Source organism: Corallincola platygyrae, assembly GCF_039544265.1.
GTDB lineage: Bacteria > Pseudomonadota > Gammaproteobacteria > Enterobacterales > Neiellaceae > Corallincola > Corallincola platygyrae.
In genome coordinates this window covers 25,108-37,755 of the sequence record NZ_BAABLI010000011.1, presented here as the reverse complement: position 1 = coordinate 37,755, position 12,648 = coordinate 25,108, and the positions used below count along the sequence as shown (strand labels likewise).

The following is a 12,648-nucleotide window of genomic DNA, read 5'->3' as shown; positions in this document are numbered from 1 at the left end:
ATGATGAAAGCAAGTGCCCTTTCAGTGCTGATTGCAGCCTCCCTGGCTGCACCATCAGTGGTTGCTGACGACTCGGAGTCAGCCCGGATAAAAAGTCTCGAGCAGCGAGTTTCTGAACTCGAATCAGATGCTCAGCTAAATAGTTGGCTAGAGCGGTTTCATGTCAATGGTTTCGCTTCTATGGCTATCGGCCGTGCAGATAACAATGCTGGTTACGCTGGTTATGATGATGAAGACTTTGACTACGAGCAGGGTAGCCTGTTCGCCGTTCAGACTACCTATGACATCAATGAAAATATGGAAGCGACCATGCAGCTTATTACGCGTGGTCGTCAGGACTGGGAGCCAAAGATCGAATGGGCGTTTGTTTCATACCAGTTTGATAATGGTACCAAGGTGCGTGGCGGTAAACTGCGACTCCCATTCTATATGTTGTCCGATTACCTCGAAGTAGGTTATGCCTACCCTTGGGCGCGTCCATCAGAAGAAGTGTATGGCGTTGTGCCTGTTACCAGCTACACCGGTATCGATGTACTTCACTCGGTAGACTTTGAAGAGTCAACATTGACCTTCCAACCGATTTTGGGTGAAGCCACCGTCGACTCCGATGACTCTCGTCTTGGGGTGGAAACTGACTTCGAAAAAGTCATGGGTATGGCAACAACCTATGACTGGGACGAGCTCACACTGCGCGCCAGCTACTTCAGATCTGATACTAAGTTTGATGACGCCAGCCGCCCGGATCTGGTGGATTTGTTAGATGATAAAACCGGCGAGTTCTTCGGTGTTGGTGCCCGCTGGGACCAGGGTGATTGGATGGTAATGGCCGAATTTACCCGAATCGAAGTAGATGACGCTTATCCTGATACCGATTCGGTATATATTGGTGCCACTTATCGCTTTGATCAGTTTTCGCCCTACCTGATGTACTCCTGGGTGGAGAGTAAAGATAACGATGAGCGTGAAATCCCTATTCCTGGTTTAGTCTCTGCGCTTGATGTAGAACGTGCGGCATACAGCGCGGGTGTGCGTTGGGACTTTATGACGGGCATGGCATTGAAACTGGACCTGACATACACCGACGACTTTGATGAAACCACAGGTGGATTACCTGGCAATATCGGTGTATCACCCGATTTCCCGCAGGTTGGTGCGATAAATACCGGCGAATATGACGATAGTTTCGTTTATTCAGTTGTACTCGACGTGGTGTTTTAAGGAGAAGAAACATGAAAAAGTTATTGGCGGTTTCTCTTTTTTGTGTTGCTAGCTTTACTGCCCAGTCAGCGGTGGTATTGATAGGCAATCCAGCGGCCTCTGAGTTGAGTAAATCTGATGCAAAGAAACTGTTTTTAGGCAAACTCAAAAAAGTGCCAGGCGGCGGTAAAGCACAGGTCATTGAGTTTGAGGATGGCCACCCACTGCGAATCGAGTTCCACGATAAGGTTACGGGAAAAAGTGAGTCCCAATTGCAGTCATATTGGTCTCGTTTGATCTTCACTGGTAAAGCAACTGCGCCATCACAGTTGGCATCACCCGATCAGGTGAAGCAAAAGGTTGCATCTAACCCAGGAGCGGTTGGCTATGTGGACGAAGCGGATGTAGATGCCAGCGTTAAGGTGTTGTTTAAACCTTAACATTAGGTGTTAGAAGCGAACGAAAAAAGCCCGCTTTAAGCGGGCTTTTTTACAAAACATGGAGTTCTATTTATTCAAACGCTCAAGCATTTTTTGAGCACGCAGTGAGCCTTCTGCAGCTGCTTTTTCAAACCAAGTTTTGGCTGATTCGTTACTCTTTTCTACACACTTGCCTACCAAGTGCATTGCACCCAGCTGGTTCATCGCTGCAGCATCTTTGTTTGCTGCAAGGGTGTTTAGCGCTTCAACTGCCTGATCACAGTTACCTGCTGCAACAGCGCTCTGAGCTTCTTCTAAAGTTACCGCTGATACAGAAGCGTGAAAGCCAAGAGCAAACAGAGGGAGAATAATCGCGCGCATAGATACATTTCCTTGTAACAAAATTGTAAATGAGCGCGCATGCTAGAATTAAGTGTGATGTATGTCAAATAAATGTATCGGTATGTGATTAAAATCCCGCGGATTTTTGGGCTTACTTCCGATTCTGTTTATCTCTGAATACGCCTTCTTGCATGGTCGATGCCACTAAACGCCCCTGGCGGTCAAAGAATTGGCCTCGGACAACTGCTCTGCCACCGCCACTGGATGGGCTGTCTACGTGGTAGAGTAGCCAATCATCCATTCGAAAATCACGATGGAACCACATGGAGTGATCTATCGTTGCCATCTGTATATTGGGTTGCATAAAGCTGACACCGTGTGGTTGTGCAGCTGTAGGCAGGAAGTTGAAGTCACTGGCATAGGCAAGCAGGTACATGTGGATCCTTGGATCGTCTGCGAGTTTGCCATTAGCTCGGAACCAGACATCGCGCACCGCTTCCATTTTTTCCGGTTGCAGTGGGTTAAATGGTGTCGCACTGCGCATTTCGATCGGCATTTCACAGGCATAACGGTCTCGAATTGCTTCCGGTAGCAGGTGCAAATGACGTTGGGCGAACTCTTGTTGTGATTCCAGCTTCTCTGGTGCTGCCACATTTGGCATCTCTGCCTGATGATCAAAGCCCGGCTCTTCCTGGTGGAAGCTCGCAGTCATATAGAAAATCGGTTTACCGTATTGAATCGCTTTAATTCTACGGGTGCTGTAGCTTCGCCCATCACGGATAACTTCAACGTCGTAAACGATGGGCCTGTTAGCATCACCCGGCAGGAGAAAGTAGCTATGGAAGCTGTGAACTCTCCTTGATACATCAACCGTTTGTTTAGCCGCAGCCAACGCCTGACCGATGACCTGGCCACCAAACACCTGCGGAAATCCCAGGTCCTGGCTCTGACCACGGTAAAGGCCAGCTTCTATCTCTTCTAATGTAAGTAACTGAGTTAATTGATCGAGAACTTGGGTCATGGTGATCCTTGGCTATCTGGTCATACCTGCTATTTTAGCGAGAAGTTAAGCTTCAGGGCCAATGGGTTTCGCCTGTTCCGCCAGATTGAACACCAGTTCTGCCATTTTTGTCTGTAATTCAGCCAGGTGAGGGGCCAATCTTACCTGAATATGTGGGTGTGCCTTTTGGCACTCTGCTACTTCTTCAGGGATATCTTCGACCACATGTCGCCCCGCTGCCAAAAAGTAGGGAACCACATCTATGTGTGTTGCTCCCTGAGCAACCAATGCCTCGAATCCTTCACCTATTGATGGTTTGGCCAATTCTAAAAATGCTGACTCGCAAAAAGCGTAAACGCCCTGGCTGGAAAGCAAGTTGGCAAGCGCTGAAACCTCATCATTTGAGGCCTGCCTTCGGCTGCCATGTGCAACCAATAAAAGTGCGTTTTTTGAAGTGTTCGACATAACAGAATTCTAATCTTCTTTTTTTATATGAAGTCATACCTGCAGGTTATAAGGAAACGTCTAAACTCTTGGGTATAACTGTCGATAATAGTTAACAAAATAGTGTGCAGTAAATGGATGTTGTTTAGCACCGTGTTATTTCAATGAGCTGTATTGGCTCAAATTGCCCGAGTAAAAACATGAATAAATTGTCCATAGTGCATCGTATCTATCTAGCTTTTGCTGTTTTGGTACTTATGTTTGCCATTGCTGGGGGTATCACTTTCCTCCAACTAGGGAGCGTGAAGTCGAGCTTTTCCTCAGTCACAGCGGATGCAAACATACTTTCGGCTGAAGCTAATCGCGCTAAGATCCATGTGCTGGATCTGAATCGTTTGGCCAACAATGCGGCAATAAGCACGTCAACTGACGACCTGACCGCGACGATCGAAGCGATACAGGTTGAAGCTGATGCTTACAGCGCCAATCTGGACAAGTTATCGAGTCACGCTGAACTGTACGCACATTCTCAGGTAGCAGATCAAATTAACGCGCTCAGGGCTCGGTTAGACACCTACCTGCAAGGCGTTGAAATGATTAGGGATAACCGTAACAGGGTATTGACGGAAAGTAATCAAATTGCGGAAGAACGCAGTACCTTCCTATTCAAAACTTCGGTCGGTAAAAAAGCGATCAATTCGGGAAGTGCCAGTATGGCCGCGTATGATGGTTATATTCAGGGGCTACTTGATACTTTCAATTCTACGCTGGAGTTGATGGAGTTCATTACCACCAATCTGTTGGTCAGCGATGACATTGCCAAAATGAACGAGATGTTGGAGCGCATCAAAGTTAACGCTGTCACGTTGGATGATTACTACGTTTCGATTATCGATGAAGTGCCTGACCTCTCAGGTAACTCAGATGTGAAAGAGGGCATGGATCAGCTGTTTTTCAACGTTAATGACCCTAATGGCATTATTGCTAGACATATCGCCAACGTTGAACGCTCCAAGCTTATCGATCAGCAGCTGGATGTGATGGCCGACGAACTTACCGGCGATCTCCAGTTATATGATCAAGTGGTTTCTTACAGCGGTGAGAGAACTCTGTCTGCGGAAGAGGCTGCCACTTCCGCGGTCTCGACCACGACCACACTTACTTTGATTACCCTAATTGGTGCCATTGCCATCGCCGTTGTGGTGGCTTGGTTTATGGGACAGGCAATCCGTGGGCCGCTGCAGAAAGTGATGCACGTCTTAGATTTGATGGCCTCCGGTGACTTCCGAGAGCGTATCCAACATAAAGGTGGCGATGAGTTCTCTCAGGTTGCCGATTGGGTCAATAAACTGATCGATAACATGAACGAAGTGATTGCACGCTTGCGCGACTCTTCGGCCCGCCTAACGCAAGTGGCGTCTGATAACAGCGATACAACATTACGAACTCGAAGTGCCCTTGAGCGTCAGAATGCTGAAGTGCAAGGGGTTGCGGCGGCAATTACCGAAATGGAAAGCGCCGTAGCTGAAATTGCACGAAATACTGACGCCAGTCGAGAGCGAACTCTGGAAGTAGAGAGCGAAGCACAAAGCGGCAGTGGCGTTATGACTGACAGCATCGCTATTCTGGAAAACCTTTCTCAGCGATTGGATGAGTCAAACGAAGTTATTCAGGAAGTGGACAATCTAAGCCGTGAAATTAATAAGATTGTTGAGGTGATTACAGATATTGCAGATAAGACCAACCTGTTGGCATTGAACGCGGCAATCGAAGCAGCCCGAGCAGGTGAGCAGGGCAGGGGCTTTGCGGTGGTTGCTGATGAGGTTAGGCAGTTAGCCAGCCAAACAGCATCATCTACCGAAGAGATCCAGAACATTATTGGTCAACTCCAGCGCCAGAGTAAGGAAGCGGTATCGACGATGGCGACCAGTGTTGGAGAGATGAATAACACCCGTGAGCATATAGAACAGGCGGGCCACTCGATGGAGCAGATTCAGGCCAGCATGACCTCTGTCCGTGATATGGCGAACCTAATCAGTGAAGCAGCCAGCCAGCAGCAGATTGCTGCGGAAGAGATCACCCGAAATGTGAATGTGGTGTCTGAAGTCTCTCACGAGAACTTTGAAGAGATTGAAAAGATTGCCGCAACCACAGAAGAACTTAACAACATGGCGACTGAGCAGGACGCGCTATTGAGCCGATTCTCAGTTTAGTGTGAATCGGTTGTAAGACTAAAAAAGCCAGCCCATAGGGCTGGCTTTTTGGTTTCGATTGCGAGTTTACATCATCAATCAATGCAGAGTTTAATGAGTTTCTTCCTTTGCTTTGAAGTTAATGATGTTGTCTACGCTGGGTAAAATAATTGGTCGTAACGAGGGTGATACTGACGCGCGCTCTTCGCTTTGTAAGCGTGTCCAGCGAGACTCGTCTATGGGGGCTTCGAAATAGACCGCCCAACGGCTGATGTGGCCATCCTCGCCCAAGTGTGCTAATCCGGCACTGCGTTGATCAACGCTATCTCGGTCAGCCTGCAGATCTGGTGGCATCAAGCAGGGATCAGCAATCAAACTCAATGGTTGCCATTGCACAATGCCGCTGGTTGTAAATGGGTTGAATTTGCCATAACAAATATCGACTGCCGCCTCAAAACCGTCCGCAAGTAACATGAACTGGCTTGTGCGTTGGTGCAGGTCCTGGCGCCGCTCGTGGCACTCTTTGGTTTCCTCTTCGACATGCTCGCGCAATTGGCTGGCAAGGAAGTCATACCGCTGGAAAAGACCATCAGTTGAAAGATTGGAGGGGGTCTCCGCTTCCAACTGGGTAGACAAACTATCTACGGCTTTGCGTAATGCTTTTTCGTTGGCTCGCTTTCTGTCCCTTTGCCTTTGCCATTGGATCGCAAATAGCGCGCTCAAGATAAAGCAGATGATGAAAGGAATACTGGCAAGTTGCGTGGAAAACTTTGGAAGCCAGAACAAGGTTATTGAAACCACCGCCAATGCAATACAACTTATGGTTGCCAGGCGCATCGACGAGAGCGACTGCTGAGTTTGTTTCATCTCATTAATCGCTAGCTCTATAGTTGCAGGCAGCGTTTTAGCTTGCTGAGTTTCCAGCTTGAGACGCTGCTCGTCTGATTTCAATTGTTGCCACTGACTCTGCTGGTGCCGGGCGACTTGCTGCAATTGGGCTAACTGGTTTTTTGCACTGTCGCGACACAGTTCGTATTGCTGCCAGCTTGGTAATGGTTTGGGCTCTCTTGCCGCAAGCATTGGCCGGTTTAGTTCGTCGGTGCAAAATAGCGTAACTTTGCCTTCGCTTCGGAACAGAGGTGTGACCTCTTTTTGCAGGCGAATATCGAGTTGGCGGGTAAGTTGGCTTACCAGTTCAGGGCTGAAGTTTTCGCTCAGTGCTCTGACGGTTCTGTAATAGTAACCATGGTCCTGAACAAACAGTGTTTTGAGTGCATCGACAGCCAACTCTACCTGGTCGTCGTTGTGGTTGAGCCGAATATCGCCATCCCTGATGATCTTTTGCAGCGTTCGTTTGACTGTTTCAGATAAGACATCACGATTTTGGTCTAATTTCATCGCCTGTTTCAGTTGGCGATGGCATTCGTCATGTTTGTGCAGGTTGAAGCTGGCTTTGGATTGATGCAACAGGCCGAGGCTGCGCAATAAATGAAAATCATGATGGAACTGTTCCAACTGTTGCAACAGCAATCGTGAGCGGGTTTCTGCTTCATCAAGCAGGCCAGGATCTCTGTTGCTTTCACTCAATAGGCGTGACAACCAGAAATTGGCAGTGACATGGCCGTCATCCAAATCCACTACGCGGCGCAAATTGGCGATGGCCCCTTTTCTGTGGCCAAATCCAAGATTACGCATTGCCCAGCGTAAATTCAGCTTCAAATTTGCGCCATCGCTGGAGGCATGCAGCAATTGATCATCCGCAGGATCTGGTGAACGACCGAAGATAACGTCTAACTGTTGGCTGATAACTGGATCGTGAGACTCACTGTCCGGGGTATATCCCACGATATCGAGCAGACTGTGGCTAGTTTGATTTGTTTCCTGGCTATCAAGGTGACGGCCAAGTATCTGCTCCAGTTCGGTGATGATTTCGCTGCCAGTGTGTGCAGAGCGTACCAGAGGACGAAGATGGTAGTGGGGGCCCTGACCGATGCTTGTGTCTGGTTGAGTATCATGGTCGGCAGACTTAGATCGCAAGCGAACGTCTATTACCGGCACCACCAAATGTTTGCCGCCTGCACTTAAATGTTGGTAAAGCGCGGACTCCGTCAGTGAACGTTTTTTGGGTGTGACGTCCTGATCTGGGGCTCGGTCAATACCGACCAACAGGAACATGGCCGCGTCTTTGATATCCGCTAAGCTGGCTTTTCCCTGTCCCTTATTATCCAAACGAGATAATCGAAATCCGCCATGAAAAAGTGGACTGTCATTGAAGTGACGTTCAACATCGTCAGCAATCACGGCCAGGGCTTCATGGTCGTAAAAAAGAATAATATTTGGCGCGATGGGGCTCATCCCACTAATCCTTTAGATAATACCGATCCGCATAGATATATGGTTCCCGCTGGTAGCTCATATTCTTATTCGGATTGGTATAAGCAAAAATTAAAATTTAGAGGCCAGAATAACTGCTGTCAGCCGTGTTCGACATCATCCACCTGAGCACGGCTGAATGCAATAGATCGGCGCGCTATTCGCCGCAGTGATGCCCGCCTTTGTGATTTACAAAGCAGACTTCTGGAGGGTAGGGATAAAATTCTTCAAAGTGCCCCAGCAGTGAGCGGGTTTGCATCTTGCTCCACCAGCCCGCATCAAACAGTTCCGGGTGGTATTTTTGCAGTACCTTTCGATGATGAAGGTGGGGTGTTACAAAGGTTGCAAACTCTTCCGGAAAAATATCGTTCTCGGCCACTGAGTACCATGGCTCGGCCTGCATCTCTTGCTCGGGATAAAGTGGCTCTGGGATCTGCCTGAAATTACAATCAACCAGATAAACCACTTCGTCGTAGTCGTAGAAAATGACTCTACCGTGGCGAGTTACGCCAAAATTTTTTAACAGTAAATCACCTGGAAATATGTTGGCAGCAGCCATTTCTCTGATAGCCCAACCATAATCGACGAGTGCAGCCTCAGATTGTGGCTGACTGGCCTGTTCCAAAAACAGGTTCAGCGGCACCATACGCCGTTCAATATAAAGATGTTTGATAATCACTAGGTCGTGAGTCTCAACCAAGCTGTCTTTTGCGCTGGTGCGAAGCTCCTCAAGTAAAGCATTGCTCATGCGTTTTTTGGGAATGCGAAAATTAGCAAAATCTTGAGTATCTGCCATCCGGCCGACGCGGTCATGCTGTTTAACTAAGCGATACTTGGCTTTGACTTGCTTCCGGCTCATGCCTTTGCTCGGACCAAATTTATCGCGGATCACTTTAAAAACAACATCAAACGAGGGCAGGGTAAACACACTCATCACCAAACCGGGGATGCCTGGAGCGATATCGAACTGATCTGTGCTGTGTTCTAGGTGATGCAGGTAGTGTCTGTAGAACTGGGTCTTGCCATGTTTCAGACACCCTATCGCGCTGTATAACTCAGCATCACTCTTATGAGGTAACAGATGACGAAGAAACGCAATGACACATGAGGGCGCAGGGATATCTACCATAAAGTAGCTACGGGCAAAGCCAAAAAGGATGCTGACCTGGTCTCTCTCTGTCAGGACTGCATCTACCTGAATCCCTTCTCCCTCGCGATTGACCAAAGCAATGACAAATGGGTGATTGATATGCTCACTGAACAGGCGACCCACCATATATGCCCCTTTATTGCGGAAGAATACCGGCTGCAATATCTCCAAGGTGGGCGTGCTAGGGAACCGCTCAAGCTGCTTTCTGAGGACCGCAGCGAGTTGCTCTATATCAGTGTATTTGTCTTTCCAGTGGGGTAGGAAGCCACTGGCTTCCAGGATCTGATTTGCAATGGTGGGCAGAGGTAGTCCAACCAAGCGATAGTGGTGTAAGGGGGGATCTTTTTCAGGTGGTGCCCCCCCAGCCCACACAAACGCGTGAGGAGGGGTGAGAAATTGGTGGTGAAACATCTTGCCGTAAGTTGAGTTATAAAAGCTCTCAGCCAACTCCCGGCAAGGGCTATCTTTGGTCTGTTTTATATAGCTGTCTTTGATTGCCCGCCAAAGCTCGACTTCAAGACACTCGCTCTGTTTTTTGAGCTTGTTGATCAGTTGCGATACGCGGCCATCATAGATTTGAAGCCTTTCTCTTGAAGCAACCTGAACCCCCATCCAGTCTGCATCGACAAAACGCTGCCCAGAATCTCGGGTAATACTGAGAAAACGGTCATAGCACTTATTAAAGCCCTCAAAAATTTGTGCCGCGATAGTATCGGGAAGAGACATGACTACGCCTTGTGGTATGACCAGTTGTCATTAAAACAAGTGTAGACACAGAGTGTTGACTGGCGCAAGCCAGCGGGAGCGGGCAGAATATTCGCGTGAGTATTTAAGGATAATCGATGGACGTTGTTTTTATACTGGTTGCGCCATCGCGCCCGGCAAACGTGGGTGCGGTAGCAAGGGCGATGAAAACCCAAGGTTTTGCTCAGTTGCGTATCGTTGCCAGTGAGGCGCATTTGGATGAAGAAGCGCATTGGGTCGCTCATGGCGCTCAGGAGTTACTAGCTGAGGCCACTCATTATGAGTCGGCAGAGCAAGCGTTGAGTGACTGCGATCTTGTGGTTGCTACTACAGCGAGGCGCCGTGGCTGTGTGCGCGACTACTGGGAGCCACAACAGGTACAGCAGCAACTAGCCGCGAAGTCGGAACAGTTGGGTCGTGTGGCTATTCTGTTTGGCTGTGAAGAATCAGGCCTGCCTAATGAGCTGATAGATCAGGCTGATCTGCTGAGTTGTATTCCTCTGGCTCAACCCCAGCCCTCGCTGAATTTAGCACAGGCGGCCATGGTGTATGCCTTTGCCCTGGCGCCTTTGGCCTCATTGTCGAATACTGCTGAACTAGATTCTGTCGATTTGTCGCGGTCATCAACGGCTGAAGATCCTCAAGAGCAGGGACAATGGTTAGCATTGAAACAACGCCTGGCGCAGTTACAAAACCGCTTGGGTAATGACGACGATGCCAAGCTTTCGGAGTGGCTACAGGACAGATTGGGTTTGATCGAAGGGCGGGATATTCGCATGCTTCATACGCTATTGAGCAATATTGAATCCGCATTAAATAAACCATAGTTGGCACTAGGATAAGGGAAGAAGGGAATTCGATGACTGCTGATGCCGATACACCGCTTGTCTCAGTGATTACACCGGTTTACCGAGGTGAACAGACATTAGTGCGAGCGGTAAAAAGCCTGCTTGGGCAAGACTATCCCCATTGGGAACAGTGGATCATTATGGATGATGGTCATGACTATCAGGCGTTATTGTCAGATGCCGGTATCGATGACCCTCGTATCCACTTTATTCGATCTGAAGGGATTGGTACCGGGCCAAATCGCACGCGAAATCTGGCACTGGAACTCGCCGCTGGTCAGATTATTGCGCCACTGGATGCAGATGACCTTTTTTATCCCTCTCGGCTGTCGACCTTGGTGCCGCTGGCACTGAAGTACGGCGTTGCGGGTGACAATGTCAGAGTCGTAGATGAAACAGACAACCAGCCGATGGCGGACCTTTTTCCGCTATTCGACGGTTACCGCACTCTGCCGTTAGATGAGTATTTGCAGACAACGACACCGTGCGTTTTCTTGTTTCGGCGGGATTGCGTAAAACAAGGCTGGTCACCGGATGTGATATTGGGAGAGGACACGCTGTTTAACCTGCGTGCCATGGAGCAAGCCGATCGTTGTGTGTTGTGGGGAGCGCCGCTGCATGAGTACCGAGTGAACACGCAATCTATCTGCCATAGTGATGATGCAGCAAGCCGGGCGGATAATAGTTATCAGCACTGCCTTGCGCGGATCAGAAACGATGGAATGGGCTTTGAGTCGTTACGTTATCTTGAAAAAGTCGAACAGATGCTGATACGGAAAAAGCAGATTAACCTGGACTACGATGTGGCACTAAAAGCCGGCTTCGATGGCAGTTATCAGCATTTTGTTCTGCAGGATCGCCTGGCTAATGGTGATTGGGAAAAATGTTGCTCCAATGCTGATAAGCAAGCTGATAAGCAAGCTGATGAGCAAAAGGAAAGTGTGGAATGAGTGAGTTAGCGATTCATGTCCTTGGCGCGGGTAGTGCGGGCGCAACCGAATTACTGCCCTCCAGTTTCGTTCTGGAGCAGGAGCGACAGCCGAAGCTTTTAATAGATTGTGGTCCCGGCGTTTTGGGTGCTTACAAGGCTAGATATGGTCAGCTACCCGACGCGGTTTATATCAGTCACCCCCATATGGACCATGTCGCAGACTTGGAAAAGCTATTTATTGCCGCCTGCTTCAATGACAAACCTGCCCCCAAAATCTACGTGCCTGCCCCCCTGGTGCCTCGATTAACGGATATGTTTGACAATCATCCGGCACAGCTGGCGGAAGGTGGGGCCAACTTTTGGCAGGTGCTTCAGCTAGTGGCAGTCAAGTCGGGCTTCTGGCTCTCAGGACTGAACTTCAGAGTAACCCCGGCACGGCATCATCAACCTGACTTTAGTTTCAGCCTTTCGTTACCGGGGCGGTTCTTCTTTACCGCAGATACCCGACCCATCCCCGAAGTGTTGCATCATTTAGCGGCACAAGGTGAACCTATCTTCCATGATGCCGGCCTGATCGCGAACCCTTCCCATAGTGGTGTCGAGGACTTAAAGCGCGAGTACGACGCTCGGATCTGGCATCAGCTGCACCTTTATCACTACACCAGTGAGAAGGACGCTGCGGGTATGGCCGCTGAAGGGTTTAAGGTGGTGAAAGCGGGTGAAACCTTCGAGCTGCCTGTTTTAGCCCAGCCCACCTAGTGGGCTGTGTACAGATTTCGTGGCAAAACTGTTGGTTTTGGCTGACGGGCGTCATTTTTTATGAACACTGGTCAGTTCAGACAATTTTTATCACGCTATTGACTTTTATGTTGTGTGGTTTTCTGGTAAAACACAGTCTCATCATTTTGCGAGAGCATTTAAAACTGCAATGAACGCAACCGTGCGCAACACCATTATTATGACCATTACCCGTACCCTAAGGGAGGCGGGCTGAGTTTTTGCGCACAA

At 48.9% G+C, this 12,648-nt stretch carries 11 protein-coding genes; 6 read left to right on the top strand and 5 right to left on the bottom strand.

Annotated features, from left to right (window positions below; translation table 11 throughout):
• Positions 1-3: 3 nt before the first annotated feature.
• Both ABEA14_RS09375 and ABEA14_RS09370 read left to right on the top strand, forming a co-directional pair.
• Positions 4-1,218: a porin gene (locus ABEA14_RS09375; RefSeq protein WP_345339699.1), complete on the top strand. Its 1,215-nt coding sequence runs from the start codon at positions 4-6 to the stop codon at positions 1,216-1,218.
• A gap of 11 nt (positions 1,219-1,229) precedes the next feature.
• On the top strand, positions 1,230-1,637 hold the full coding sequence (locus tag ABEA14_RS09370; protein WP_345339698.1) for a type 2 periplasmic-binding domain-containing protein: 408 nt from the start codon (positions 1,230-1,232) through the stop codon (positions 1,635-1,637).
• Between the two features lie 66 nt (positions 1,638-1,703).
• On the opposite strand, the gene ABEA14_RS09365 is transcribed toward ABEA14_RS09370, so the two are convergent.
• The 3 genes from ABEA14_RS09365 to ABEA14_RS09355 form a co-directional block, all read right to left on the bottom strand.
• Positions 1,704-1,997 carry an SEL1-like repeat protein gene (locus ABEA14_RS09365; RefSeq protein WP_345339697.1) on the bottom strand — a complete coding sequence of 98 codons (294 nt, stop codon included), beginning with the start codon at positions 1,995-1,997 and terminating at the stop codon, positions 1,704-1,706.
• 112 nt (positions 1,998-2,109) lie between these two features.
• Positions 2,110-2,979, bottom strand: a complete 870-nt coding sequence (tesB, locus tag ABEA14_RS09360; RefSeq protein ID WP_345339696.1) for an acyl-CoA thioesterase II — start codon at positions 2,977-2,979, stop codon at positions 2,110-2,112.
• A 45-nt stretch (positions 2,980-3,024) separates the two neighbouring features.
• Entirely contained in the window at positions 3,025-3,423 is a 399-nt protein-coding gene (locus ABEA14_RS09355) for a sirohydrochlorin chelatase (protein WP_345339694.1), read from the bottom strand.
• A 179-nt stretch (positions 3,424-3,602) separates the two neighbouring features.
• Between ABEA14_RS09355 and ABEA14_RS09350 the strand changes: the two genes are divergently transcribed.
• The gene (locus tag ABEA14_RS09350; protein WP_345339693.1) at positions 3,603-5,615 is read left to right on the top strand and encodes a methyl-accepting chemotaxis protein; all 2,013 of its coding nucleotides are present in this window, start codon (positions 3,603-3,605) and stop codon (positions 5,613-5,615) included.
• 90 nt (positions 5,616-5,705) lie between these two features.
• Here ABEA14_RS09350 and ABEA14_RS09345 read toward each other — a convergent pair whose 3' ends face one another.
• Together ABEA14_RS09345 and aceK are read right to left on the bottom strand one after the other, a co-directional pair.
• Positions 5,706-7,949, bottom strand: a complete 2,244-nt coding sequence (locus ABEA14_RS09345; protein WP_345339692.1) for a hypothetical protein — start codon at positions 7,947-7,949, stop codon at positions 5,706-5,708.
• A 175-nt stretch (positions 7,950-8,124) separates the two neighbouring features.
• The gene (gene aceK, locus ABEA14_RS09340; protein ID WP_345339691.1) at positions 8,125-9,843 is read right to left on the bottom strand and encodes a bifunctional isocitrate dehydrogenase kinase/phosphatase; all 1,719 of its coding nucleotides are present in this window, start codon (positions 9,841-9,843) and stop codon (positions 8,125-8,127) included.
• 116 nt (positions 9,844-9,959) lie between these two features.
• On the opposite strand from aceK, the gene ABEA14_RS09335 reads away from it, so the two are divergent.
• Genes ABEA14_RS09335 through ABEA14_RS09325 form a run of 3 tightly spaced genes read left to right on the top strand, consistent with a single transcriptional unit; the run spans position 9,960 to position 12,399 of the window.
• Positions 9,960-10,688: a tRNA/rRNA methyltransferase gene (locus ABEA14_RS09335; RefSeq protein WP_345339689.1), complete on the top strand. Its 729-nt coding sequence runs from the start codon at positions 9,960-9,962 to the stop codon at positions 10,686-10,688.
• Between the two features lie 32 nt (positions 10,689-10,720).
• Positions 10,721-11,659 carry a glycosyltransferase family 2 protein gene (locus ABEA14_RS09330; protein ID WP_345339688.1) on the top strand — a complete coding sequence of 313 codons (939 nt, stop codon included), beginning with the start codon at positions 10,721-10,723 and terminating at the stop codon, positions 11,657-11,659.
• Positions 11,656-12,399: an MBL fold metallo-hydrolase gene (locus ABEA14_RS09325; RefSeq protein WP_345339687.1), complete on the top strand. Its 744-nt coding sequence runs from the start codon at positions 11,656-11,658 to the stop codon at positions 12,397-12,399. The genes ABEA14_RS09330 and ABEA14_RS09325 overlap by 4 nt, the downstream gene beginning before the upstream one ends.
• The last annotated feature ends 249 nt before the right edge of the window (positions 12,400-12,648 follow it).

Excerpts from the sequence above, each read along its gene's own strand:
- ABEA14_RS09375 (WP_345339699.1), top strand. The coding sequence starts at position 4 with ATGAAAGCAAGTGCCCTTTCAGTGCTGATTGCAGCCTCCCTGGCTGCA.
- ABEA14_RS09370 (WP_345339698.1), top strand. The coding sequence starts at position 1,230 with ATGAAAAAGTTATTGGCGGTTTCTCTTTTTTGTGTTGCTAGCTTTACT.
- ABEA14_RS09365 (WP_345339697.1), bottom strand. The coding sequence starts at position 1,997 with ATGCGCGCGATTATTCTCCCTCTGTTTGCTCTTGGCTTTCACGCTTCT.
- tesB (WP_345339696.1), bottom strand. The coding sequence starts at position 2,979 with ATGACCCAAGTTCTCGATCAATTAACTCAGTTACTTACATTAGAAGAG.
- ABEA14_RS09355 (WP_345339694.1), bottom strand. The coding sequence starts at position 3,423 with ATGTCGAACACTTCAAAAAACGCACTTTTATTGGTTGCACATGGCAGC.
- ABEA14_RS09350 (WP_345339693.1), top strand. The coding sequence starts at position 3,603 with ATGAATAAATTGTCCATAGTGCATCGTATCTATCTAGCTTTTGCTGTT.
- ABEA14_RS09345 (WP_345339692.1), bottom strand. The coding sequence starts at position 7,949 with ATGAGCCCCATCGCGCCAAATATTATTCTTTTTTACGACCATGAAGCC.
- aceK (WP_345339691.1), bottom strand. The coding sequence starts at position 9,843 with ATGTCTCTTCCCGATACTATCGCGGCACAAATTTTTGAGGGCTTTAAT.
- ABEA14_RS09335 (WP_345339689.1), top strand. The coding sequence starts at position 9,960 with ATGGACGTTGTTTTTATACTGGTTGCGCCATCGCGCCCGGCAAACGTG.
- ABEA14_RS09330 (WP_345339688.1), top strand. The coding sequence starts at position 10,721 with ATGACTGCTGATGCCGATACACCGCTTGTCTCAGTGATTACACCGGTT.
- ABEA14_RS09325 (WP_345339687.1), top strand. The coding sequence starts at position 11,656 with ATGAGTGAGTTAGCGATTCATGTCCTTGGCGCGGGTAGTGCGGGCGCA.